Origin of the sequence: Micromonospora sp. NPDC047620, from assembly GCF_043205005.1 — a bacterium.
Classification (GTDB): Bacteria; Actinomycetota; Actinomycetes; order Mycobacteriales; family Micromonosporaceae; genus Micromonospora.
Genome location: NZ_JBIDDG010000022.1, coordinates 94780 through 118391, shown reverse-complemented (window position 1 = coordinate 118391; position 23612 = coordinate 94780). Strand labels below are relative to the sequence as shown.

Here is a 23612-nt window from a genome sequence, read left to right as displayed (position 1 = left end):
TCCTGACCGCCGGGCTGGCGGTGTCTGCCTGTGGAGCCGGTGTAAGACCTCAACGGGAACCCTCCCGAACGGGGCGGTCGGCGATGAAACAGGAAACCCCTGGGGCGACCCAGGGAATTCCTGTCCTTTAGGGCGGGGAGGATGTCAAGGCCGCTGACTCTACACCGGATCGACACGGTGTCGACGGGACTCGACAGGGTGTTGACTGGCGTCGACGGCCGTGGCTAGTGTCCGGTGTCACATCCGCGGACGGGAGACGAGATGGCCACCGACCACGTCGACGTGCTCGTCGTCGGTGCCGGCCTGTCCGGCGTCGGCGCCGCCTGCCACCTGCGCCGCCACTGTCCGGAGAAGACGTACGCGGTGCTGGAGGCCCGCGACGCGATCGGTGGCACCTGGGACCTGTTCCGCTATCCCGGCGTCCGCTCCGACTCCGACATGTTCACCCTCGGCTACTCGTTCCGGCCGTGGACGGACCCGAAGGCCATCGCCGACGGCGACGCCATCCGCGACTACGTCCGCCGGACCGCGCAGGATTACGGCGTCACCGACCACATCCGCTTCCGGCACCGCGTCGTGCGCGCCGAGTGGGACAGCGGGCGGGCCCGCTGGACGGTGCACGCCCACCGCGACGACACCGCCGAGACGGTCGAGCTGACCTGCTCGTTCCTGTTCACCTGCTCGGGCTACTACCGCTACGACGCCGGCTACGCCCCGCAGTTCCCCGGCATCGAGCGGTACGCGGGACGGATCGTGCACCCGCAGCACTGGCCCGAGGACCTCGACCACGCCGGCAAGCGGGTGGTGGTGATCGGCAGCGGCGCCACGGCGGTGACCCTGGTGCCCGCGATGGCCGAGCGCGCCGCCCACGTGACCATGCTCCAGCGCTCACCCACGTACGTCATGGCGCTGCCCTCGCGCGACGTCGTCGCCGACGCGCTGCGGCGCTGGCTGCCAACGAAGGCCGCGTATCCGGTGGTGCGCTGGAAGAACGTCCTGCTCGCCACCGCCAACTTCCAGCTCAGCCGGCGTGCCCCCGCCCTGGTGAAAAAGCTGCTGCTGCGGGCCGCCCGGGGCCGGCTGCCGGCCGGCTACGACGTCGACCGGCACTTCTCGCCCCGCTACGACCCGTGGGACCAGCGGCTGTGCGTGGTGCCCGACGGCGACCTGTTCACCGCGGTGAAGAGGGGCCGGGCGTCGGTGGTCACCGACACCGTCGACACCTTCACCGAGCGGGGCGTCCGGCTCTCCTCGGGCGAGGAGTTGGCGGCCGACGTCGTGGTCACTGCCACCGGGCTCAACCTGCTCGCCCTCGGTGGCATGACCCTGGCCGTGGACGGCGCCGAGGTCGACCTGGCCGGCACCGTCGCCTACAAGGGCATGATGCTCTCCGGGGTGCCGAACTTCGCGATGACCATCGGCTACACCAACGCCTCGTGGACGCTCAAGGCCGACCTGGTGGCCACCTACGTCTGCCGGCTGCTGCGGCACCTGGACCGCACCGGCCACCAGGTCGTCACGCCGCTGCCGCCCCCCGACGGCGAGTTGCGGCCCATAATCGACCTGACGGCGGGGTACGTGCTGCGCAGCGTCGACGCCCTGCCGAAGCAGGGCGACCGGGCGCCGTGGCGGCTTCACCAGAACTACCCCCGGGACGTGCTGCTGATGCGGCACGGCCGACTCACCGACTCCGGCGTGCGGTTCTCCCCCGCCGGCACACCGGAAAGGAGGACCGTCCGTGCGTAGGTTCGTCTTCACGGGCGGCACGGCAGTGGTCACGGGCGCCGCCAGCGGGATCGGCGAGGCCCTCGCCCTCGGGCTGGCCCGCCGGGGCAGCGACCTGGTGCTGCTCGACCGCGACGCCGGGCGGCTCGACGCCGTGGTCGCGGCCGTCCGCGCCGCGCACCCCGACCGGCAGCTCACCACCTACGTGGTCGACCTGGCGGACGCCGCCGCGACGGCGGGGGTGGCCGAGGAGGTCCGGCAGCGGCATCCGGCGATCCGGCTGCTGGTCAACAACGCCGGGGTGGCGCTGGGCGGCCGGTTCGACCAGGTGACCCTCGACGAGTTCAGCTCGGTCGTCGACGTCAACTTCCGGGCCGTGGTGCAGCTGACCCACGCCCTGCTGTCCACGCTGCGGGCGGAGCCCGGCGCGCACCTGGTCAACGTCTCCAGCATCTTCGGGGTCATCGCCCCGGCCGGGCAGGCCGCCTACTCGGCCAGCAAGTTCGCCGTCCGCGGCTTCACGGAGGCGCTGCGTCACGAGCTGGCCGACGACGGGATCGGGGTGACCTGCGTGCACCCGGGCGGCATCCGTACCCGGATCGCGCAGAACGCCCGGGTGGGCAGCGGCGTCTCCGCCGAGGAGTTCGAGACGGGCCGCCGGCAGTTCGAGCGGCTGCTCACCATCGACGCCGCCAAGGCCGCCGAGGTGATCCTGCGCGGGGTGGAACGCCGCCGGGGCCGGGTGCTGATCGGCTGGTCGGCGAAGCTGCCCGACCTGCTGGCCCGGGTGGCGCCGGCGTCGTACCACCGGGTCCTGGCGTTCGGGCTCGAGCGGGTGGCGGGCGGCCCCGCGCGCCGCGCCACGGCCACGCCGTCTGCCCCGGCGCAGCGGCGACCCGAGGCGGCCCCCGTGGCCGACCCGGCCGGGGAGCCCGCGTGACCGCCCCGGCCGCGCGCCGGCCCCGGCACGTCACCGTCGACGGCCGGCGGGTGTGCCACCGCGTCGACGGCGACGGGCCCCCGGTGGTGCTGCTGCACGGCATCGGCCGCACCCTGCGCGACTTCACCGAGCTGCACGAGCTGCTCGCCGACCGGTTCCGGGTGCACAGCGTCGACCTGCCCGGCTACGGCGGCTCGCTGCCGATGGTCCAGCCCTGCACCCTGCCGGCGCTGGCCGGGTTCGTCGGCCGCTACCTCGACGCCGTCGGCGTCGACCGGCCCGCGCACGTGGTCGGCAACTCCCTCGGCGGCGCGATCGCCATGCGCCTCGCGGCGTCCGAGCCGGCCCGGGTGGCCAGCCTGACGCTGGTCAACAGCGCCGGCTTCGGCCGGGAGGTGACCATCGCGCTGCGCCTGCTCGCGCTGCGCCCGCTGGGCCGGCTGCTACTGCGGCCCAACCGGTGGGCCGTCCGCCGCGCCGAGCTGGCCCTGTTCCACGACCCGGCCTTCGCCACCGCCGAACGCGTCGCGTACGCCCTGGAGGTCGCCCGGCTGCCGTACGCGGCCCGGGTGCTGCTGGAGACGGCCCACCACCTCGGCACGTTCCGGGGCGTGAGCGCGCAGTGGCGGGAGGAGTTGCTGTCGGAGGTGGAGCGGCTGGACATCCCCACCTTCGTCGTCTGGGGCGACCGGGACCTGATCCTCCCGGCGACGCACCTCGACGCCGCCCGGGCGCGGCTGCCCAGGGCCCGCACCCAACTGTTCCGGGACTGCGGGCACATGCCGCAGATCGAGTGCGCCGAGGAGTTCCACCGCCTGCTCGTCGACTTCTGGTCCATGGCGGGAACGGACGCCGCCCCGGCGCCCGCCGGCGCCGACGCTGCTCCGTCCGCCGGCGCGCCGCCCGGGGGCGTCGCCCCGTTCGCCGTGGATCGACCGGTGGTCGCGGAGGCAGGCTGACATCCAGCCCGTCCCGTCCGGGTCGGTTCGCCCCCGGGCCGAGGCCGACCCCGACCGGGCGTCCCCGCGCTCGGCCGCGTCCCCGGAGGTGGGGCCGTCGAGCGCGCCGGGCCGGCGGGGTGAGCGGAGGGCCCGGCGGGGAAAGCGGGTGGGATGTCCGACGTGACCCTCTTCCTCGGCGGCGACGTGATGACCGGCCGGGGCGTGGACGCGATCCTGCCCGCACCGGGTCCGCCCGAGCTGCGCGAACCCGCCGTCCGGGACGCCCGCGACTACGTGGCCCTGGCCGAGGCGGCCGCCGGCCCGGTCCCGCGCCCGGCGCCGCCGGCCTGGCCGTGGGGCGAGGCGCTCGACCTGCTCGACGCGCTGCGGCCGGACGTGCGGGTGGTCAACCTGGAGACGGCGGTGACGGGCCGGGGCGCGCACGCCCCGGCCAAGGCGATCCACTACCGGATGCACCCGGCGAACCTGCCCTGCCTCGCCGCGGCCCGGCTCGACGTCTGCGCGCTGGCCAACAACCACACCCTCGACTTCGGCGAGGTCGGCCTCACCGACACCCTCGACGCGCTGGCGGGCGCCGGCATCGCCACCGCCGGCGCCGGCCGGGACGAGGCGTCGGCCTGGGCGCCCGCCCGGATGCCGCTCGCGGCGGGCCGCCGCCTGCTGGTCTGGTCGGTGGCCGCCCCGTCGAGCGGCGTGCCCCCGCCCTGGGCGGCCACCGCCGACGCGCCCGGGGTGGCGTACCTGCCGGAGGTCTCCGCCGTGTCGGCCGACGCGCTGGCCGGCCGGATCGCCGCCGTGGCGGGGCCGGGGGACCGGGTGCTGGTCTCCGTGCACTGGGGCTCCAACTGGGGGTACGACGTGCCGCCCGAGCAGGTCGACTTCGCCCACCGGCTGGTCGACGCGGGGGTGGACGTGGTGCACGGCCACTCGTCGCACCACCCGCGCCCGGTCGAGGTGTACCGCGACCGGCTGGTCCTCTACGGCTGCGGCGACCTGGTCGACGACTACGAGGGGATCGGCGGGCAGGAGGCGTACCGGCCGGAGCTGCGGCTGCTCTGGCTGCCCACCCTCGACGCGGCGACCGGGGCGCTGCGGCGGCTGCGGGCGGCCCCGGTGCGGATGCGCCGGATGCGGCTGGAGCGGGCCGCGCCCGGGGACGCCCGCTGGCTCGCGGACCTGCTGGGCGGCTTCGGCCCGCCGTTCGCCTCCGGGTTCGACGTGGACCCCGACGGGCTGCTGGCCCTCCATCCGCGCTGACGACCCGCCCGGACGGGGACGCGCGCCTACCGCCCGGCCTGGCCGTCTCCCCGCGTCGACGGTCGCCGTCCTGGCCGTGGCCCGCGCCGATCGTGGCGTGTGCCACCCGGAGGACGGGGCGATCAGTCGCGTCGACGCCAGGGGCACATCATAGATACATGACGCATCCCTCCCCGTCCCGCCGGGTCGCCGCGCCGTCGGCCGCCGAACGCGCCTACCGCCACCTCAAGCGGGCGATCCTGGAGCAGATCCACCCGGGCGGTTCGCTGGTCAGCGAGGGGGAGATCGCCGAGGCCGCCGGCGTGTCCCGCACGCCGGTCCGGGAGGCGCTGCTGCGCCTGGAGGCCGAGGGGCTGGTCAAGCTCTACCCCAAGCGGGGCGCGCTGATCCGTCCGGTCTCGGCCCGGGAGATCACCGACGTGATCGAGGCGCGGCGACTGGTCGAGCTGCACGCCGCCGAGCGGATCTGGCCCCGCCGGGCGACGCTGCGGGAGGGGCTCGCCGCCCGGCTGGCCGAGATGCGCGCCGCGCACGCCGCCGGCGACGTGACCGCGCTGATGGAGGCCGACCGCGCCTTCCATGCCATCGTGGTCGACGCGGCCGGCAACGAGATCCTCGCCGAGCTGTACCAGCGGCTGCGCGACCGGCAGCTGCGGATGGGGGAGGCCAGCTTCCGGCTCTCGCCCGGCTGGGCCGAGACCGCGCTGACCGAGCACGCCGCCCAGCTCGCCGCGCTCGACTCCGACGATCCCGGGCCCTGGCTCGCCGCCGTCGCCGCGCACATCGACAAGGCCGCGGACGTGCTGCGGACGCTGCCGTGACCGTCCTGACCACCCCGGCGCCCGCGCCGGTCGCGCCGCGCCGTGCCGCCGCGCTGGTCTGGGGCGTGGCGGTGAGCGCGTACGTGGCCGCGGTGTTCCACCGCAGCTCGCTGGGCGTCACCGGGGTCGACGCGGCGCACCGCTTCGAGATCAACTCCTCGGTGCTGGCCACCTTCTCGGTCGCCCAGCTCGCCGTGTACGCGCTGATGCAGGTGCCGGTCGGCGTGCTGCTCGACCGGTTCGGCTCCCGGCGGCTGCTCATCGCCGGCGGCGCGCTGATGGTCGCCGGGCAGGTCTGCTTCGCCCTCGCCACCGACGTGCGCCTCGCCGTGGCCGCCCGCGTCCTGGTCGGGCTCGGCGACGCGATGACCTTCATCAGCGTGCTGCGGATCGTGGCGTTCTGGTTCCCGGGGCGACGCAACCCGATGATGACCCAGCTCACCGGGACGCTCGGGCAGCTCGGGGCGATCCTCGGCGCCGTACCGCTGGTGGCGCTGCTGCACCGGGCCGGCTGGACTCCCGCCTTCCTCGCCGTCGCGGCGGTGGGGGCGACGGTGCTCCTGATGATCGTGGTTGCCGTCCGGGACACCCCGCACGGGGAGACCGCCCCCGGCCCGGCGCCCGACCTCGCCGCCGTGCGCCGGAAGCTGCGGGCCGCCTGGGCCGAGCCCGGCACCCGGCTGGGCCTCTGGACGCACTTCGTCACCCAGTTCTCCGGCTCCGTGTTCGCCCTGCTCTGGGGATACCCGTTCCTGGTGCAGGGGCAGGGGCTCAGCCCGACGGCCGCCGCGTCGCTGCTCACCCTGATGACCGTCGCCATGTTCCTGACCGGGCCGGTGATCGCGCACCTGTGCGCCCGGCACCCGTTCCACCGGTCGGTGCTGGTCTTCGTGATCACCGGCGCCACCGCCGCGGTCTGGGCCGTCGTGCTGGCCTGGCCGGGACGCGCGCCGGGCTGGCTGCTGGTCACGCTGGTGCTGGTCCTGGCGGTCAACGGCCCCGGCTCCATGATCGGCTTCGACTACGCGCGTACCGCCAACCCGGTCAACCGGATCGGCAGCGCCAGCGGCGTGGTCAACGTCGGGGGCTTCCTCGCCTCCATCGTGCTGGTGCTGGCCGTCGGCGTGGTGCTCGACCTGGCCACGCCAGCCGGTCTGGCCGCCCCGGACCTGGCCGCCTTCCGCTGGGCCTTCGCCGTGCAGTACGCCCTCTGGGCGCTCGGCGCGGTGCAGGTCCTGCGCTACCGCAACGCCGCCCGTCGGGAGGCCGCCGTGCGGACGCGTACCCCGGCCGCGCCCTGAGGCGGGCACGGTCGGGCCCGCCGCCCCCGGTCGCTGGGCCGGCGGGCTGCGGTGGTGCTGGCCCCACGGGCGACGGGCAGGCGCACCGCCCCGTGGCGCGCCGACGCCGCCTGCGGTGTCGGCGAGACGCCCCGGGTGGCGTCAGCGGAAACGGCGACGGTGGGTCAGGTCGTCCACCACCAGGGTCAGGCCGGCCCCGAGCAGCCAGACGTCCTTGGCCAGGCCGATGCCCTGCTGGGTGGGCTTCAGGCTGCCGGGCTCGCGCATCCCCGGCGTCTTGAGGTAGAGCTGAACCAGACCCGCGCCGAACGCGGCCAGCCCCAGCCCCGCGAGCGCCGACGGGACGAACGGCGCGAGCAGCGCCGCGCCCAGGGCGACCTCGGCCCGGGAGAGCAGCCGGGCGAACCGGTTCGGGTCGAGCTGCCCGAGCTGCGGGATCGCCCCGACGGCCATCCCGTGCATGCCCTGCGCCGCCTCCCCTTCCAGGCTCCGCTTGCCCAGGCCGGAGTTGAGGATGAACGCGCCGGTGCTGACCCGCAGCGGCAGATGACTGACCTTCATGGCGCACTCCCGTCCCACCGTCGAACCGTGCCCCCGCCTACCCCGCCCATGAGGTGATAACCACCCGACCTGGCATTGGGACCACCGATGATCAGCGGTAGCGTCGCCGAGGGGACGTCACCCCACGGTGCCGCCGCGGCGCACCCTGGATGACGGCGGCGCGGCGCGCCGGCGTGGAGCAGGAGGAAATCGTGAGCCAACAGGTCAGGGGAGTCATTTCCCGCAGCAAGGGCGCGCCGGTCGAGGTGACGACGATCGTGGTGCCGGACCCGGGGCCCGGCGAGGCGGTCGTGCGGATCCTGTCCTGCGGGGTCTGCCACACCGACCTGCACTACCGCGAGGGCGGCATCAACGACGACTACCCGTTCCTGCTCGGGCACGAGGCCGCCGGCATCGTCGAGGAGGTCGGGGCCGGCGTCGACACCGTCGCGCCCGGCGACTTCGTGGTGCTCAACTGGCGCGCCGTCTGCGGGGTGTGCCGCGCCTGCCGCCGGGGCCGGCCCTGGTACTGCTTCGCCACCCACAACGCGTCCCAGAAGATGACCCTCACCGACGGCACCGAACTCGCCCCGGCGCTCGGCATCGGCGCCTTCGCCGAGAAGACGCTGGTCCACGCCGGCCAGTGCACGAAGGTGGACCCGGCCGCCCGGCCCGCCGCCGTCGGGCTGCTCGGCTGCGGCGTGATGGCCGGTCTCGGCGCCGCCATGAACACCGGCGGGGTCACCCGGGGCGACTCGGTGGCCGTGATCGGCTGCGGCGGCGTCGGGGACGCGGCGGTCGCCGGCGCGGCGCTGGCCGGCGCGACGACGATCATCGCGGTGGACACCGACCCCCGCAAGCTCGACTGGGCCCGCAAGTTCGGCGCCACGCACACCGTGAACGCCCGCGAGGACGACGCGGTCGAGGCGATCCGCGCCGCGACCGGCGGCTTCGGCGCCGACGTGGTGATCGACGCGGTGGGTCGCCCGGAGACCTGGAAGCAGGCCTTCTACGCCCGCGACCTGGCCGGCACCGTCGTGCTGGTGGGCGTGCCGACGCCGGAGATGACCGTCGACGTGCCGCTGCTGGACGTGTTCGGCCGCGGCGGCTCGCTGAAGTCGAGCTGGTACGGCGACTGCCTGCCCAGCCGGGACTTCCCGATGCTCACCGAGCTCTACCTGCAGGGCCGCCTCGACCTGGACGCGTTCGTCACCGAGGAGATCGCGCTGGACGGGGTCGAGGAGGCGTTCGCCCGGATGCACCGCGGCGACGTGCTCCGCTCGGTGGTGGTCCTCTGATGGCGGCCCGCGTCGACCACGCCGTCACCTCCGGCACCTTCTCCCTCGACGGCCAGACCTTCGACGTGGACAACAACGTCTGGGTCGTCGGCGACGACACCGAGTGCGTCGTCGTCGACGCCCCGCACGACGTCGACGCGATCCTGGCCGCCGTCGGCGACCGGCGGGTACGCGCCGTCCTCGCCACCCACGCCCACGACGACCACGTCCGGGTGGCCCCGGCGCTGGCCCGGGCCACCGGCGCGCCGGTGCTGCTGCACCCCGCCGACCGGGTGCTGTGGGACATGGTGCACCCGGACGAGGCACCGGGCGGGGAGCTGCGCGACGGGCAGACCGTCGAGGTGGGCGGGGTCGCGCTGACCGTCCTGCACACTCCCGGCCACAGCCCCGGCGCGTGCAGCTTCCACGCCCCGGCGCTCGGCGTGGTGTTCACCGGCGACACGCTCTTCGCCGGCGGGCCCGGCGCCACGGGGCGCTCGTACAGCGACTTCGGCACGATCGTCGCCTCGATCCGGGACCGGCTGCTCACTCTGCCGCCGGAGACGGTGGTGCACACCGGGCACGGCGACAGCACCACCGTCGGCGCGGAGGCCCCGCACCTGGACGAGTGGCTGGCCCGAGGGCACTGACCGCGCGGGCCGGCGGGCCGGCCACGGTCGGCCCGCCGCCCGGACCGGACCCGCCGGCCCGGTCCGGGCGACGCCGCCCACCCGGCGCGCGGGGGAGTAGCGTCGGCGTCGGTCAGAGCGGGCGGCGGATGTGCAGGCGGACCGTCGTGCCGACGGCGGTGCTGTGCACCCGGACCAGGTCGCAGAGCGCCTGCACGATCACCAGGCCCCGCCCGCCGACGCCGTCCTTCGCGGGAGCCAACCGGCCGGCCAGCGGGTCGGTCAGCCAGCCGTCGTCGTGGATCTCGCAGACCAGGTGCTCGGCGGTCCGCCAGACCCGCAGCACGCCCGCGCCCCCGGCGTGCGCGATGCTGTTCGTGGCCAGCTCGGTCACCGCGATCTGCAGGTCGGCCACCCGGTCCTCGTCCAGCCCGGCGGCCTGGCCGTGGCCGGCGACGAACGCGCGCACGGCGGGCAGGCTGTCGACCTGGTAGGCCAGTGCCGCGACCGGTTCCGTCGGTGCCGGCAGCGGGGTGTTGTAGCGGGCGACCACCTCCGACGGGGCGTACGCCCCGCTCGACCGCCGCCCGCGTCGTCGACGAGCACCGGGTGCGTGGCGCACGCGTCGGTCAGCACGTCGTCGTCGAGGCCCGCCACGTCGTACGGGCAGAGGATGGTGGCGTCGCGGCCGGCGAACGCCATGTTGATCAGCGCCTCGTGCTGGGCGCAGGCCGGATACTCGGTGTCGCTGCGCCCGGCCCAGATCGGCTCGCCGATGATTCGGACCCGCCGGCCGGCGTGCTCGTCGATGAACGCCTGCAAAACCCACGGGATGATCCGCCCCGGGTTCCGGCCGGCCTCGGTCATGTCCGCCCAGCGCACGCCGTCCATCGCGCCGACCGCGGCGCGGAGCAGCCACAGGTTGGCGCCGGGCATCGCGACCAGCACCGGCTCTGCGGCGGCCAACCCGCTGGTGATGAACGGCACGGTGCCCGCCAACAGTTCGCCCGGGTCGCGGTAGAAGAGGCCCTCGTGCACGAAGGTGCCCGCTGTGCCGCCCGGCCCGGTCACGCCGCCCGTTCCGGGCGGGACGGGTCGACCACCACACCAACAGCCAATTCCCTGCCTTCCGGTCGGCGCTCCCACTGTAATCCCCGGTTCCGATGCCGGCCCAGCGGGTGAACCGTAGGCGCCCGGCGCGCCGTGACCGACTAGGCTCTGCCGGCATGACGACGGACGACGCCGGCCGCCCACCCGCCGTACGCCAGCTTCGTCTGGTCGTGGAGGCCGAGGACTACGAGGCGGCAGTCGTGTTCTTCCGTGACGCGCTGGGCCTGCCCGAGCAGGCCGCCTTCGCGGGGGAGGGCGACGCGCGGGTGGTCATCCTCGACGCCGGCCGGGCGACGCTGGAGATCGCGAACCCGGCGCAGAAGCGGATGATCGACGAGGTCGAGGTCGGGCGGCAGGTCGCCCCGAAGATCAGGGTGGCGTTCGAGGTGGACGACAGCCGTTCCGCCACCCGCCGCCTGGTCTTCGCCGGCGCCACCGAGATCGCTCCGCCGACCGTGACCCCGTGGCAGTCGCTCAACGCGCGCCTCGACGCCCCGGCCGGCCTGCAGATCACGCTCTTCCAGGAACTGCTCGGCGCGGACGAGCGGGCGACCCTCGACGGCTTCGGCACCGACCGGGCGCGCGAGGAATAGCCGCGGCTCCGGCCGGCACCGAAAACCGGGTGCGTCCTGGCCCCCGCGCGGGAAGTATTCGCAGCCGTGCACCCCACCGCCGGTCCGGCCGCCGTCGACGCGGCACTCACCCCCGCCCAGCGCGCGGCGATCGGGCACGTCCGCGCGGTGGCGCTGCGCGACCGCCCCGCCGCCCTGGCCGCCATCGCCCGCGCGCTCGCAAACTCGGGCGTGACCCACCGCCCGGAGCGCCTGATCGCCGCGGTCGGCCGGCACGGCCGCCTCACCCTCAACTTCCACCCGGACCGGCTGCGCGCCGACGGGCGTACGGTCGCGTCGGCCCTCGCCGCCGAGGGCGTCTACCGCAGCCAGTTCGAGACCGGCATCTCCAACGGCGGGCTGACCGCCTTCCCCGGGGGCGACCGGGACCGTTGGGAGGAGACGCTTTTCGGCGGTGCCTACCAGATGCCCGGCGTGCCCCTTGCGGACCGGCCGAAGTACGGCGGCCTGAACCTGCTCGACCACCCGGACGGTGCCAGCCCCCGGTTTGGCTCCTGCCACCTGCGGCTGCGCCCCGAGGTGCTCGCCCGGGCGACGTTCTGCTTCGGCGACAGTCACCTGGGCCCCCGCGACCTGGGCACCGTCGACGTCTTCGAGCCGGTGCTGGCGGCCCTGCTCGCGGCGACCGACGGCACCGGAGTCAGCCTGGGCGTGCCGGGGGACGTGGTGGCCCTGGTCCGGGCGCTGCTGCGCCGCCGCGAGGACGCCGCGTGGGCCCCCGGCGCCGCGGGTCGCGCCCTCGACGACTACATCGAGGCCCAGATCCACGGGGAGTTGAGCCTGGCCCGGGACGTGGAGGCGGTGGTCGTGGACCCGTCCTTCCGGGGCACCGAGGCCGGCGAGACCCTCGACGCGCTGGCCCGTCGGCACGGCGTCGCCCTGCACTGGCACGCCGGCTTCGCGCTTCCCGTCGACCGGATCGACCCCGACTTCCGGGGGCCGGCCATCCCCCCGCTGGCCGCCCGGGTGCATGCCGAGTTCGCCCGGCCGGGCGAGCCGGTCGACGCCGCTCTGATCGGGCGCGCGGCGGTCTCCGTGGTCACCGAACCGTCCCGCTGGGCCGACCGGGGGCCGGCCGAGGTCACCCTCCAGCACCTCAAGCAGCTCTGGCACGTCCTCGTCCGGTTCGGCGCGCCCCACGCCGCCTGAGCCGGTCCGGTCCGGCACCGTGCGAGCCCTCATCGGTCCGACCTCACGGTGGCCGAGTCCCGGCCGTCCCGGCCCGGAATCGGCCAGCGTGGGTCGGTCGTCCGGTTCATCCTTCCCGGCGCCGACTTCAGGGGAATGTCCTCGCCCGTTCCGCGTGCCGAGTGACGGGGACCGCAGCAGGCCACCACCGGCTTATATCCGGAATGCCCGACAGGCCAGGCTGGTTGTGTCCCCCGTACCGCCGGAACCGAAACCTCCTCCGGCGCGGAAGTTTCCCCCGAGGAGCGCTCAGCACGGAGCGCTTCGCCTGACCGAAAGGGCAACCATCGTGAAGTACGACTTCACTCGGTGGCTCCCGGCCATCGCGAAGGACTCGAAGGACTCGAACCGCAAGGTCGCGCTGAGCGTCGTGGGTGTCGCCGCCCTCGGCGGCCTGGCCTTCGGGCCGACGGCCGTGGCCGCACCTGTCATCAGCACGCCGCACGAGGGCGCTGTGGCCGCGATCGAGCAGGCCACCGGCCAGGGCAGGTCGGCCCCCAGCGAGGAGTCGGCCCTGACCACCGGCGGCGAGACGAGCAAGCCGGTCGCCGACAAGCCCGGCCGGGACGAGCTGATCCCGCACGGCGTGCAGGGTGCCCAGTCGCGCATCCCGCTCGACGACGCGCAGCTCGCCAACGCCAAGGCCATCATCGAGGAGGCCAAGGAGACCGGCGTGGGTGAGCGGGGCGCCGTCATCGGCATCGCGACGTCGCTGCAGGAGTCGAAGCTCTACAACCTCGGCCACCTGGGCGCGTACAACGACCACGACTCGCAGGGCCTGTTCCAGCAGCGCCCGTCGTCGGGTTGGGGTTCGCCCGACCAGATCACCGACCCCGAGTACGCCTCGCGGGCGTTCTTCGAGGCGCTCAAGAACGTCGGCGGCTGGCAGGACCTGCCGCTGACCTCCGCCGCACAGACGGTGCAGGTCTCGGCCTACCCGTTCGCGTACGCGCAGTGGGAGGCGCAGGCGGCGGACATCGTCGCCCAGCTCTGGTGACGACCGCGTGACAACCGCATGACCCGACCGGCCGGTCCCGATTTCAGGGGCCGGCCGGTTGGTTGCTTCTGCGGAGGGTCCTGGGTCCTGCCCGGCGGGTGGGGTGTGTTGCGGTGCGTTCGTGGTGGGGGTGTGGCCCGCCGTGCCCGGCTCCGGGCGGTCCGGCTTGATCCCTGCGCGGGGCAGGGCGGGCCACACCCCGTCGGTGGTCGCGCGCCGTCCGTGCCTGGATGTCGGTTATGCGGTTACGGCTGCCGTGAGGTGTCGGTGAGGCGTCGGCGTGGGGTCGGCTGCGAGGCGGGCGACCGGTCGACTCGCTTTCGGCAGGGTCCGGTGGGTGCTGTCGAGCTGCCCTCTCTGTGGGACCACGCGTCACACCAGGCTCGGTCGCCTGCGGCGGCATGTTGTGTCCTGTCTGTGAGGGCAGCTCGGCAGGGCTCGGGTGGGCGGTGTCCCGTGGGTCCGGTTCGGGGTGTGACCGGGGGCATCGTGGGGGCGGAATCGTGGGCGGGGCGGGGTCGTTACACCCTGCGTACGGCCGAGCAAGGCCACCCCCGCCCCCGGGCGGGCTGGCATTGCAGGCCCCGGCCCCGGAATGTTGGTGGGTCGCTGGTCGTTACATATGGTCCCGGCCGGTGAAGGGGGCGACCCCCTCGCCCCGCGACACGGGCCGCTCCCGGTCTTCATGGCCGGTCTGATTCTTCCCGGTGCGTGACGCCGGATCCCCGAGTTTTGTTGAGCGCCGGACGGTGCTTGCGCCCCGCTGACCCCCTCAGCGTGTGGTGCCAACCCCCGAATGGAGCGTCTGATGAACACGATCATGCGTAAGAGCGTTCTTGGTATCGCTGGTCTGGCTGTTGCCGGTGGTCTGGCCGCCGGTCCGCTGAACCACACCGACACCACCCCGGTCGAGGCGACGCCGATCACCGCTGTGGCGGTGCAGGCTGAGAAGCCGGGTGTGGACAGGGCGAAGCTGGTTCCGCATGGTGTGCAGGGCGTCCAGTCGCGGATCGACCTGACCGATGAGCAGGTCGGTAACGTGAAGGCGATCATCGCGGCGACGAAGAAGGCCGGGATGGACGAGCGGGCCGCGGTGGTGTCGATCGCGACGGCGTTGCAGGAGTCGAAGCTGGAGAACCTGGGTCATCTGGGTGACCGCAACGACCACGACTCGCAGGGTCTGTTCCAGCAGCGCCCGTCGAGCGGTTGGGGCACGGTGGAGCAGATCACCGACCCGCAGTACTCGACGACGGCGTTCCTGAAGGGCCTGAAGCAGGTCGACCGGTGGCAGGACATGCCGCTGACCGAGGCCGCGCAGACGGTGCAGGTGTCGGCGTACCCGGACCACTACGCCCAGTGGGAACAGCAGGCCGCCGACCTGGTCGCCGAACACTGGAACAGCTGACACACACAGACATTCACCACAAGGGGGATCGCTGGCCGGCACCCGACACGGGCGCCGGCCAGCGGCACATCTCCACCAGCCGACAGCGTCGCCCCCCGAGTCGATCCGGCTCGGGGGCGGCGCTGTCTGCGTACGCCGATGGCGACGTCGCGGGCGCGGACGGTGACCGTCGGGTGGTGATCGGAGTCCCGGGTCGCGGCCGGGTGCGGGCTGCCCTAGTGTGCGAGGGGTCGACGGTGTTCGGGCCGGGAGAGGGGGTGCGGGATGGGTCTGCGGACCTTCATCGAGGGCTGGCCGGTCTACCGGCAGCTCACCGGCACCGACCCGCTGGGCCGGGGCGCCGCCGCGCAGTCGGCGCGCTCGGCCGGGCTGACCGCGCGCACCGAGACCGCCGACCGGATGGCCCGTTCGGTCTGCCCCTACTGCGCGGTCGGCTGCGGCCAACGTGTCTACGTCTCGGACGGCCGGGTCACCCAGATCGAGGGGGATCCGGACAGCCCGATCTCCCGGGGCCGCCTCTGCCCGAAGGGCTCGGCCAGCAAGAGCCTCGTCACCAGCCCGCTGCGGCAGACGAAGGTCCGCTACCGGCGCCCCTACGGCACGGAGTGGGAGGACCTGGATCTCGACGTCGCGGTCGACATGATCGCCGACCGGATCCTCGCCGCCCGCGCCGAGACGTGGGAGGACGTCGACCCGAAGGGTCGGCCGCTCAACCGTACGCTGGGGATCTCCAGCCTGGGCGGGGCGACGCTGGACAACGAGGAGAACTACCTCATCAAGAAGCTGTTCACGGCGATGGGGGCGCTCCAGATCGAGAACCAGGCGCGCATTTGACACTCCGCCACCGTCCCCGGTCTGGGGGCCAGCTTCGGTCGCGGTGGCGCGACGGACTTCCAGCAGGACGTCGCCAACGCTGACGTCATCGTCATCCAGGGCTCGAACATGGCCGAGGCCCATCCGGTGGGCTTCCAGTGGGTGATGGAGGCCAAGCGGCGCGGCGCCAGGGTGTTCCACGTCGACCCCCGGTTCACCCGCACCAGCGCGCTGGCCGACACCTACCTGCCGATCCGCGCGGGCTCCGACATCGCGCTGCTCGGCGGGGTGGTGCGGTACATCCTGGAGAACGAGCTGGACTTCCGGGAGTACGTGCTGGCCTACACGAACGCCGCGACGATCATCAGCGACCAGTTCGTCGACGCCGAGGACGGCGACGGGTTCTTCTCCGGCTTCGACCCGGAGACCGGCAGCTACGTGCAGGACTCCTGGCAGTACGCGGGCCACGAGACCGACTCCGGCAGCGGGCACACCGCGAAGGAGCGGGACACCGCGGCCGGGCTGCTCCACGAGTCGCACGGCGCGCAGGTGAGCGGCCGGGTGGAGCGGGACGAGACGTTGCAGCATCCGCGCTGCGTCTACCAGATCCTCAGGCGGCACTTCGCCCGCTACACGCCGGAGATGGTGGAGCGGGTCTGCGGCATCCCGCAGGAGAGGTTCCTGGAGCTGGCCCGGGCGTGGGCGGAGAACTCCGGCCGCGAGCGGACCGGCGTGCTGATCTACTCGGTCGGGTGGACGCAGCACAGCGTCGGCGTGCAGTACATCCGCACCGGCGCGATCATCCAGCTGCTGCTGGGCAACATGGGCCGCCCCGGCGGGGGGATCCTCGCCCTGCGCGGGCACGCCAGCATCCAGGGCTCCACCGACATCCCGACGCTGTACAACCTGCTCCCCGGCTACCTGCCGATGCCGCACGCCGATCACACCACCTTCCAGCGGTGGGTGGACAGTTTCCGCCGCCCCGGCCAGAAGGGTTCCTGGGGCGACGCCGGCGCGTACGCGGCCAGCCTGCTCAAGGCGTACTGGGGGGACGCGGCGACGCCGGAGAACGACTTCTGCTACGGGTACCTGCCCCGGATGACGGGCGATCACGGGACGTACCAGCAGGTGCTGAGCATGATCGACGGGAAGGTGAAGGGCTACTTCCTGCTCGGGCAGAACCCGGCGGTCGGCTCGGCGCACGGCCGCGCCCAACGGCTGGGCATGGCGAACCTGGACTGGCTGGTGGTCCGCGACCTGTTCATGATCGAGAGCGCCACGTTCTGGCGCAACGGCCCGGAGGTGGCCGCGGGCGAGATCGTGCCGACCGAGTGCAGGACGGAGGTGTTCTTCCTGCCGGCCGCGTCGCACGTGGAGAAGGAGGGCACCTTCACCCAGACCCAGCGGCTGTTGCAGTGGCGGGAGAAGGCCGTCGACCCGCCGGGCGACGCCCGCTCCGAGCTGTGGTTCTTCTACCACCTGGGGCGCCGGCTGCGGGAGAAGCTGGCCGGCTCCGACCTGCCGCGTGACCGGGCGCTGCTCGACCTGGCCTGGGACTACCCCACGCACGGTCCGCACGCCGAGCCGAGCGCCGAGGCGGTGCTGCGCGAGATCAACGGGTACGACGTGGCGACGGGCCGCCCGCTGTCCGCGTTCACCGAGGCCCGCGCTGACGGCTCGACCGCCGTCGGCTGCTGGATCTACTCCGGCGTGTACGCCGACGGCGTCAACCAGGCGGCCCGGCGCAAGCCCCGGCACGAGCAGGACTGGGTGGCCGCCGAGTGGGGCTGGGCGTGGCCGGCCAACCGGCGCACCCTCTACAACCGCGCCTCCGCCGACCCGCAGGGCCGGCCGTGGAGCGAGCGCAAGCGTTACGTCTGGTGGGACCCCGACGCCGGGGAGTGGACCGGCTACGACGTGCCGGACTTCGAGAAGACGAAGCCGCCGACGTACCGGCCGCCGGAGGGCGCGGCCGGCCCGGAGGGGATCGCCGGCGACGACCCGTTCGTCATGCAGGGCGACGGGAAGGGCTGGCTGTACGCGCCCAGCGGGGTGCTCGACGGGCCGCTGCCGACGCACTACGAGCCGGCCGAGTCGCCGGTACGCAACCCGCTGTACCGGCAGCAGGCCAACCCCACCCGCAAGGTGTACGCGCACCCGGTGAACTCGGTGAACCCGAGCCCGCCGCAGGAACACAGCGCGGTCTTCCCGTACGTGTTCACGGTCAGCCGGCTCACCGAGCACCACACGGCGGGCGGGATGAGCCGCACGGTGCGGCCCCTGGCGGAGCTGCAACCGGAGATGTTCGTGGAGGTGTCGCCGGAGGTGGCGGCCGAGCGGGGCCTGGCGCACCTGGGTTGGGCGCACCTGGTCAGTGGGCGGGCGGTGATCGAGGCGAAGGTGCTGGTCACCGACCGGCTGGCCCCGCTGCGGGTGGACGGCCGGGTGATCCACCAGGTGTGGCTGCCGTACCACTTCGGGTTCGAGGGCCTGGTGACGGGCGACTCGGCCAACGACCTGTTCGGGATCACCCTGGACCCGAACGTGCTCATCCAGGAGAGCAAGGTCGGCACCTGCGACGTGCGCCCGGGGCGGCGGCCCACCGGGGCGGCCCTGCGGGAGTTGGTGGCGGACTACCGGCGGCGGGCGGGTGTCGTCCCCGGCCATCCGCCCTCGACCCTCACCCCGGGGGCGTTTCCGGCGCCGGCCCCCACCGACGGCGCCGGGGAGGACCGTGATGCTTCCTGACCCGAACAGCCTGTCCGGGCCGCTCGATCCCGCCCCGGACGCGGGCTGGGTCGACGCCCCGCCCCGGATGGGCTTCTTCACCGACACCAGCGTCTGCATCGGCTGCAAGGCGTGCGAGGTGGCCTGCAAGGAGTGGAACGACGTCCCCGGTTCGGGGCTGGACCTGCTCGGCATGTCGTACGACAACACCGGCGCGCTGACCGCGAACTCGTGGCGGCACGTGGCGTTCGTCGAGCAGCCCCGCCCGGCCGGGCACCGCGGTCCGCCGTCCGCGGGTGCCGCGACGGCCGGTCGGGGCGCCGGGCCGGAGTTTCTGGGCATGCCCGGAGCGCAGCCGCCGGGGCGGGCCGGCGGCGCGGAGGGGCGTAGCGACTTCCGCTGGCTGATGATGTCCGACGTCTGCAAGCACTGCACCCACGCGGCGTGCCTGGACGTCTGCCCCACCGGGGCGCTGTTCCGCACCGAGTTCGGCACGGTGGTGGTGCAGGAGGACATCTGCAACGGCTGCGGCTACTGCATCTCCGCCTGCCCCTACGGCGTCATCGACCAGCGCAAGGGCGACGGCCGGGCGTGGAAGTGCACGCTGTGCTACGACCGGATCGGCGCCGGGAAGACCCCCGCCTGCGCCCAGGCGTGCCCGACGGAGTCCATCCAGTACGGTCCCCTCGACGAGCTGCGGGAGCGGGCCGCCGCCCGGGTGGCGACCCTGCACGAGCGCGGCGTCACCGAGGCGCGGCTCTACGGGCACGACCCCGACGACGGGGTCGGCGGCGACGGCGCGTTCTTCCTGCTGCTCGACGAGCCCGAGGTGTACGGCCTGCCCCCGGACCCGGTGGTCACCACGCGGGACCTGCCGAGGATGTGGAAGCGGGCCGGCCTGGCGGCCCTGGCCATGGCGGCGGCGGCCGTCGCCGCGTTCGTCGGAGGTTCCTCGTGAGTCCGGACCGCCCGGTGGGCGACCGTTTCCGTCGCTTCCGCGATGGCCTCGACGCCGGCGGGTCCGGCGCGGCGGCCGGGCTCGCGCCGGCGTCGACCCGTGCGCCCGGACGGACCCGGCGGCGGGGCGGCGGCCGGCGCGGCGGCGAGGAGCTGACGGTCCCGGAGGCCGAATTCACCTCCTACTACGGCCGGCCAATCCTCAAGGCGCCCGTCTGGAAGTGGGACATCGCGGCGTACCTGTTCACCGGCGGGCTGGCGGCCGGCTCGTCGCTGCTGGCGGCGGGCGGGCAGGTCACCGGGCGGCCCGCGCTGCGCCGCGCCGGCCGGGTCACCGCGCTGGTGGCGGTCACCGCCAGCGCCGTCTTCCTGGTCAGGGACCTGGGGCGGCCGGCCCGGTTCCACCACATGCTGCGGGTGGCCAAGCCGACCTCGCCGATGTCCGTGGGCACCTGGATCCTCAGCGCCTTCGGCCCGGCCGCCGGGATCGCGGCGGTCGCCGAGGGTGCGGCGTGGCTGCCGGAGCGGGGGCCGCTTGGGCTCGCCCGTCGGCTGCTGCCGCCGGTGGGGCACGCCGCCGGGCTGGCCGCCGCGGCGACCGCGCCGGCGCTGGCCACGTACACCGGCGTGCTGCTGGCCGACACGGCCGTGCCGTCCTGGCACGAGGCGTACCCGGAGCTGCCGACCGTCTTCGCGGGCAGCGCGCTGGCCAGCGGCGCCGGCGTGGGGCTGATCGCCGCGCCGACCGCGCAGGCCGGCCCCGCCCGCCGGATGGCGGTGGCGGGCGCCGCCCTGGAGCTGTTCGGCGCGCACCGGGTGGAGACCCGGCTCGGGCTGCTCAGCGAGCCCTACCGCACCGGGCGGCCCGGCCGGCTGCTGCGCGCCGGCCGGGCCCTGACCGCGGCCGGGGTGGCCGGCGCGCTGCTCGGCCGGCGCAGCCGGGCGGTCTCCGCCCTGTCCGGGACGGCCCTGCTGGCCGCGTCGGTGGCCACCCGGTTCGGCATCTTCTACGGCGGCGTCGCCTCGGCGAAGGATCCGAAGTACACGGTGGTGCCGCAGCGGGAACGCCTCGACCGGCGGCGCGCCGCCGGGGGCTGACGCCCCACCGTTCACGCCCACCCGGGCTGTGGTTCACTGCTGCGTGGAGGCGTTCAGGCGGCTGGTGCCCCTCCCGGTCTTCAAAACCGGTGTGGCCCGGGACCCGGGTCAGGCGGGTTCGATTCCCGTCCGTCTCCGCCAAACCTGCCGGAAGAGGGGGCATGGGGGACGTCGCAGCCGATCCGCGCCGGCGGGTGCCGCGCACCGACGCGCTGCTCGCCGACCCCCGGCTGACCGCCGCGGCGCAGACTCTCGGGCGGGACCGCGTCAAGGCCGCCGTCCGGCGGGCGCAGGAGCGGGCCCGTCGCGGCGAGATCACCCCCGAGGCCGTACGCGACGCCGCGCTGGCCGCCCTGCCGGCGCCCGCGCCCCGGGCCGTGCTCAACGCCACCGGGGTGGTGCTGCACACCAACCTGGGCCGGGCCGCGCTGTCGCCCGGCGCCGTCGCGGCGGTCACCGCCGCCGCCGGACACACCGACGTCGAACTGGACCTGCGCACCGGCCGGCGGGCCCGGCGCGGCCGCGACGCCCTCGACGCCCTCGCCGCCGCGGTGCCTGCCGCCGGCGCGGTGCACGTGGTCAACAACGGCGCCGCCGCGCTGGTGCTCGCCGCCACCGTGCTCGCCGCCGACGCCGAGATCGTGGTCAGCCGGGGCGAGCTGGTGGAGATCGGCGACGGGTTCCGCCTGCCCGAGCTGTTGGAGAGCACCGGCGCGCGGCTGCGCGAGGTGGGCACGACCAACCGCACCACGCTCGACGACTACGCCGCCGCGCTCGGCCCGCGTACCGGCTTCGTGCTGAAGGTGCACCCGTCGAACTTCCAGGTCACCGGCTTCACCTCGGCGGTGCCCGTGCGGCGGCTGGCCTCCCTCGGCGTGCCGGTGGTCGCCGACATCGGCTCGGGGCTGCTCGCCCCCGACCCGCTGCTGCCCGACGAGCCCGACGCGGCCGGCACCCTGCGGGCCGGGGCGGCCCTGGTCACCGCCAGCGGCGACAAGCTGCTCGGCGGGCCGCAGGCGGGGCTGCTGCTCGGCGCCGCCGACCTGGTCGAACGGCTGCGCCGGCACCCCCTCGCCCGGGCGCTGCGGGTGGACAAGCTGACCCTGGCCGCGCTCGCGGCCACCCTCGCCGACCCGGTCACGCCCACGCGGGCCGCGTTGCACGCCGACCCCGGCGCGCTGCGGGAGCGTACCGAGCGGCTGCGTGACATCCTCGCGGCCGACGGGTGCAAGGCGGAGGTGGTGCCGGCCGGCGCGGTCGTCGGCGGCGGCGGCGCCCCGGGCGTGGAGCTGGACTCGTGGGCGCTGAGCCTGCCCGAGCGGTACGCGGAGCCGCTGCGCGTGGGCGACCCGCCCGTGCTCGGCCGGGTCGTGCGCGGGCGGCTGCTGCTGGACCTGCGCTGCGTGCCCGCCGACGCCGACGCCGTCGTCCGTGCCGCCGTGCTGCGGGTGCGGGGGGACGGCTGAGCGTGTTCGTGGTGGCCACCGCCGGGCACGTCGACCACGGCAAGTCGACCCTGGTCCGGGCGCTGACAGGGATGGAACCCGACCGGTGGGCGGAGGAGCGCCGCCGGGGCATGACCATCGACCTCGGCTTCGCCTGGAGCACGCTGCCGTCCGGCGGGACGGTCGCGTTCGTCGACGTGCCGGGGCACGAGCGCTTCGTGCCGAACATGCTCGCCGGCGTCGGCCCGGTGCCCGCCGCGCTGGTCGTGGTCGCCGCCGACGAGGGCTGGATGCCGCAGTCGGCCGAGCACCTGGCCGCGCTGCACGCGCTCGGGGTGTCGTACGGCCTGCTGGTGGTGACCCGCGCGGACCTGGCGGACCCGGGGCCGGCGGCGGCCCGGGCCCGGGCCGAGCTGGCGGCCACCTCCCTCGGCGCGGTCGACGCGGTGGCGGTCAGCGCGGTGACCGGCGCCGGCCTGTCGGAGCTGCGCGCGGCCCTGGACCGGCTCGCCGGCCGGCTGCCCGCCCCGGCGGCGGACGCCCCGGTGCGGTTGTGGGTGGACCGCGCGTTCACCGTGCGCGGCGCCGGCACGGTGGTCACCGGCACCCTCGGCGCCGGCCGGCTACGGGTGGGCGACGAGCTGGAACTCGCCGCCACCGGCGAGCCGGTGCGGGTGCGCGGCCTGCACCGGCTCGGCGAGGCCCGGTCGGAGGTCTCCGCGGTCGCCCGGGTGGCGGTGAACCTGCGCGGCACGTCCCGGGGCCGGGTCGGCCGCGGCGACGCCCTGCTCACCCCGGGCCGGTTCCACCGCACCGACCTGCTGGACGTCCGGCTGGCCGGCGACCCCGCGGCGGAGCTGCCCGCCACCCTGACCCTGCACGTCGGCGCGGCGGCGGTGCCCGCCCGGGTGCGGCCGTTGGGCGCGGACACCGTCCGGCTGCGGCTGGCCCGGCCGCTGCCGCTGCTGGTCGGCGACCGGGCGCTGCTGCGCGACCCGGGCCGGCACCACGTGGCCGGCGGCGTGACCGTGCTGGACGTCGCGCCGCCGCCGCTGGCCCGCCGGGGCGCGTCGGCTGCCCGCGCGGCCGTGCTGGCGACCGTGGACGGCCGGCCTGACCTGGCCGGCGAGCTGCGCCGCCGGGGCCTGGCCCGCGCCGCCGACCTGGTCCGCACCGGCGTCGAGGTGACCGGGCGGCCTGTCGTGGGGGACTGGCTGGCCGACCCGGAGCACTGGCGGCGGCTCGGCGCCCGGCTGGGTGAGGAGGTGGCCCGGCACGCCCGGGAGCACCCCCTCGAACCGGGCGCGCCGGTGGAGCTGCTGCGGCGGCGCCTCGACCTGCCCGACCGGGCGCTGGTCGAGGCGCTGGTCCGGCCGCCGCTGCGGCTGCACGCCGGCCGGATCACCGCGGCCGCCGCCGACGCGCTGCCGGAGCCGGTGGCCCGCGCCGTCGCCCGGGTCCGCGCCGAGTACGCCGACCGCCCGTTCCGGGCCCCGGAGGCCGAGCGTCTGGCGGACCTGGGTCTGGGGCCCCGGGAGATCGGCGCGGCGGTGCGGGCCGGTGCGCTGCTGAGGGTCGCCGAGAACGTGGTGCTGCTGCCCGGCGCGGTCGACGAGGCCGTGCGGGTGCTGGCCGGGCTGCCGCAGCCGTTCACGCTCAGCGCCGCCCGGCAGGCGTTGGACACCACCCGCCGCGTCGCCGTGCCGCTGCTGGAGTTGCTGGACCGCCGGGGCGCCACCCGGCGGCTGCCCGACGACGCCCGGGTCGTGGTCGCGGCGCCGTCCTGAA

At 75.1% G+C, this 23612-nt stretch carries 20 protein-coding genes and 1 tRNA gene; 18 read left to right on the top strand and 3 right to left on the bottom strand.

Annotated elements, in window-relative coordinates:
• Positions 1 to 261 precede the first annotated feature (261 nt).
• From ACGF5C_RS24675 to ACGF5C_RS24650, 6 genes are all read left to right on the top strand, one after another.
• The gene (locus ACGF5C_RS24675; protein WP_393305221.1) at positions 262 to 1746 is read left to right on the top strand and encodes a flavin-containing monooxygenase; all 1485 of its coding nucleotides are present in this window, start codon (positions 262 to 264) and stop codon (positions 1744 to 1746) included.
• Positions 1739 to 2665, top strand: coding sequence for an SDR family NAD(P)-dependent oxidoreductase (locus ACGF5C_RS24670; RefSeq protein ID WP_393305219.1), 927 nt, complete (start codon positions 1739 to 1741; stop codon positions 2663 to 2665). Before ACGF5C_RS24675 ends, ACGF5C_RS24670 begins: the two co-directional genes overlap by 8 nt.
• On the top strand, positions 2662 to 3624 hold the full coding sequence (locus tag ACGF5C_RS24665; RefSeq protein WP_393305217.1) for an alpha/beta fold hydrolase: 963 nt from the start codon (positions 2662 to 2664) through the stop codon (positions 3622 to 3624). Before ACGF5C_RS24670 ends, ACGF5C_RS24665 begins: the two co-directional genes overlap by 4 nt.
• A 153-nt stretch (positions 3625 to 3777) precedes the next feature.
• Positions 3778 to 4884, top strand: a complete 1107-nt coding sequence (locus ACGF5C_RS24660; RefSeq protein ID WP_393305215.1) for a CapA family protein — start codon at positions 3778 to 3780, stop codon at positions 4882 to 4884.
• A 158-nt stretch (positions 4885 to 5042) separates the two neighbouring features.
• A complete protein-coding gene (locus ACGF5C_RS24655; RefSeq protein WP_393305213.1) occupies positions 5043 to 5705 on the top strand; it encodes a GntR family transcriptional regulator in 663 nt (220 codons plus the stop codon).
• Positions 5702 to 7006: a nitrate/nitrite transporter gene (locus ACGF5C_RS24650; protein ID WP_393305212.1), complete on the top strand. Its 1305-nt coding sequence runs from the start codon at positions 5702 to 5704 to the stop codon at positions 7004 to 7006. The genes ACGF5C_RS24655 and ACGF5C_RS24650 overlap by 4 nt, the downstream gene beginning before the upstream one ends.
• A gap of 141 nt (positions 7007 to 7147) precedes the next feature.
• On the opposite strand, the gene ACGF5C_RS24645 is transcribed toward ACGF5C_RS24650, so the two are convergent.
• Positions 7148 to 7567: a hypothetical protein gene (locus tag ACGF5C_RS24645; protein ID WP_393305210.1), complete on the bottom strand. Its 420-nt coding sequence runs from the start codon at positions 7565 to 7567 to the stop codon at positions 7148 to 7150.
• 191 nt (positions 7568 to 7758) lie between these two features.
• Here ACGF5C_RS24645 and ACGF5C_RS24640 point away from each other — a divergent pair, with 191 nt between their 5' ends.
• Together ACGF5C_RS24640 and ACGF5C_RS24635 are read left to right on the top strand one after the other, a co-directional pair.
• Positions 7759 to 8844, top strand: coding sequence for an S-(hydroxymethyl)mycothiol dehydrogenase (locus ACGF5C_RS24640; RefSeq protein WP_393305208.1), 1086 nt, complete (start codon positions 7759 to 7761; stop codon positions 8842 to 8844).
• The gene (locus ACGF5C_RS24635; protein WP_393305206.1) at positions 8844 to 9473 is read left to right on the top strand and encodes an MBL fold metallo-hydrolase; all 630 of its coding nucleotides are present in this window, start codon (positions 8844 to 8846) and stop codon (positions 9471 to 9473) included. The genes ACGF5C_RS24640 and ACGF5C_RS24635 overlap by 1 nt, the downstream gene beginning before the upstream one ends.
• A 112-nt stretch (positions 9474 to 9585) precedes the next feature.
• Here ACGF5C_RS24635 and ACGF5C_RS24630 read toward each other — a convergent pair whose 3' ends face one another.
• Complete coding sequence (locus tag ACGF5C_RS24630) at positions 9586 to 9921, bottom strand: ATP-binding protein (protein ID WP_393305204.1); 336 nt, start codon at positions 9919 to 9921, stop codon at positions 9586 to 9588.
• Positions 9843 to 10523 (bottom strand): anti-sigma factor RsbA family regulatory protein, encoded by a 681-nt coding sequence (locus ACGF5C_RS24625; protein WP_393305202.1) that lies wholly within the window; start codon positions 10521 to 10523, stop codon positions 9843 to 9845. Before ACGF5C_RS24625 ends, ACGF5C_RS24630 begins: the two co-directional genes overlap by 79 nt.
• Before the next feature lie 155 nt (positions 10524 to 10678).
• Here ACGF5C_RS24625 and ACGF5C_RS24620 point away from each other — a divergent pair, with 155 nt between their 5' ends.
• From ACGF5C_RS24620 to selB, 10 genes are all read left to right on the top strand, one after another.
• Positions 10679 to 11155, top strand: a complete 477-nt coding sequence (locus ACGF5C_RS24620; RefSeq protein ID WP_393305201.1) for a VOC family protein — start codon at positions 10679 to 10681, stop codon at positions 11153 to 11155.
• 66 nt (positions 11156 to 11221) lie between these two features.
• Positions 11222 to 12343 carry a DUF3626 domain-containing protein gene (locus ACGF5C_RS24615; protein WP_393305199.1) on the top strand — a complete coding sequence of 374 codons (1122 nt, stop codon included), beginning with the start codon at positions 11222 to 11224 and terminating at the stop codon, positions 12341 to 12343.
• Between the two features lie 328 nt (positions 12344 to 12671).
• The gene (locus ACGF5C_RS24610; RefSeq protein WP_393305197.1) at positions 12672 to 13379 is read left to right on the top strand and encodes a hypothetical protein; all 708 of its coding nucleotides are present in this window, start codon (positions 12672 to 12674) and stop codon (positions 13377 to 13379) included.
• 808 nt (positions 13380 to 14187) lie between these two features.
• Positions 14188 to 14784, top strand: coding sequence for a hypothetical protein (locus ACGF5C_RS24605; protein WP_393305195.1), 597 nt, complete (start codon positions 14188 to 14190; stop codon positions 14782 to 14784).
• A 264-nt stretch (positions 14785 to 15048) separates the two neighbouring features.
• Positions 15049 to 18345: a formate dehydrogenase gene (gene fdh / locus ACGF5C_RS24600; protein ID WP_393305193.1), complete on the top strand. Its 3297-nt coding sequence runs from the start codon at positions 15049 to 15051 to the stop codon at positions 18343 to 18345.
• Entirely contained in the window at positions 18335 to 19282 is a 948-nt protein-coding gene (locus tag ACGF5C_RS24595; RefSeq protein ID WP_393305191.1) for a 4Fe-4S dicluster domain-containing protein, read from the top strand. Before fdh ends, ACGF5C_RS24595 begins: the two co-directional genes overlap by 11 nt.
• Positions 19279 to 20379 carry an NrfD/PsrC family molybdoenzyme membrane anchor subunit gene (nrfD, locus tag ACGF5C_RS24590; RefSeq protein WP_393305189.1) on the top strand — a complete coding sequence of 367 codons (1101 nt, stop codon included), beginning with the start codon at positions 19279 to 19281 and terminating at the stop codon, positions 20377 to 20379. Before ACGF5C_RS24595 ends, nrfD begins: the two co-directional genes overlap by 4 nt.
• 45 nt (positions 20380 to 20424) lie before the next feature.
• Positions 20425 to 20520, top strand: a tRNA-Sec gene (locus ACGF5C_RS24585).
• A 20-nt stretch (positions 20521 to 20540) separates the two neighbouring features.
• Entirely contained in the window at positions 20541 to 21845 is a 1305-nt protein-coding gene (gene selA, locus ACGF5C_RS24580) for an L-seryl-tRNA(Sec) selenium transferase (protein ID WP_393305187.1), read from the top strand.
• A gap of 2 nt (positions 21846 to 21847) precedes the next feature.
• Positions 21848 to 23611, top strand: coding sequence for a selenocysteine-specific translation elongation factor (gene selB, locus ACGF5C_RS24575; protein WP_393305185.1), 1764 nt, complete (start codon positions 21848 to 21850; stop codon positions 23609 to 23611).
• Position 23612 lies beyond the last annotated feature (1 nt).

What these genes read in the sequence shown, in the direction of transcription:
- ACGF5C_RS24675 (WP_393305221.1), top strand. Translation starts at nt 262, where the DNA reads ATGGCCACCGACCACGTCGACGTGCTCGTCGTCGGTGCCGGCCTGTCC.
- ACGF5C_RS24660 (WP_393305215.1), top strand. Translation starts at nt 3,778, where the DNA reads ATGTCCGACGTGACCCTCTTCCTCGGCGGCGACGTGATGACCGGCCGG.
- ACGF5C_RS24655 (WP_393305213.1), top strand. Translation starts at nt 5,043, where the DNA reads ATGACGCATCCCTCCCCGTCCCGCCGGGTCGCCGCGCCGTCGGCCGCC.
- ACGF5C_RS24645 (WP_393305210.1), bottom strand. Translation starts at nt 7,567, where the DNA reads ATGAAGGTCAGTCATCTGCCGCTGCGGGTCAGCACCGGCGCGTTCATC.
- ACGF5C_RS24635 (WP_393305206.1), top strand. Translation starts at nt 8,844, where the DNA reads ATGGCGGCCCGCGTCGACCACGCCGTCACCTCCGGCACCTTCTCCCTC.
- ACGF5C_RS24620 (WP_393305201.1), top strand. Translation starts at nt 10,679, where the DNA reads ATGACGACGGACGACGCCGGCCGCCCACCCGCCGTACGCCAGCTTCGT.
- ACGF5C_RS24605 (WP_393305195.1), top strand. Translation starts at nt 14,188, where the DNA reads ATGAACACGATCATGCGTAAGAGCGTTCTTGGTATCGCTGGTCTGGCT.
- ACGF5C_RS24595 (WP_393305191.1), top strand. Translation starts at nt 18,335, where the DNA reads ATGCTTCCTGACCCGAACAGCCTGTCCGGGCCGCTCGATCCCGCCCCG.
- selA (WP_393305187.1), top strand. Translation starts at nt 20,541, where the DNA reads ATGGGGGACGTCGCAGCCGATCCGCGCCGGCGGGTGCCGCGCACCGAC.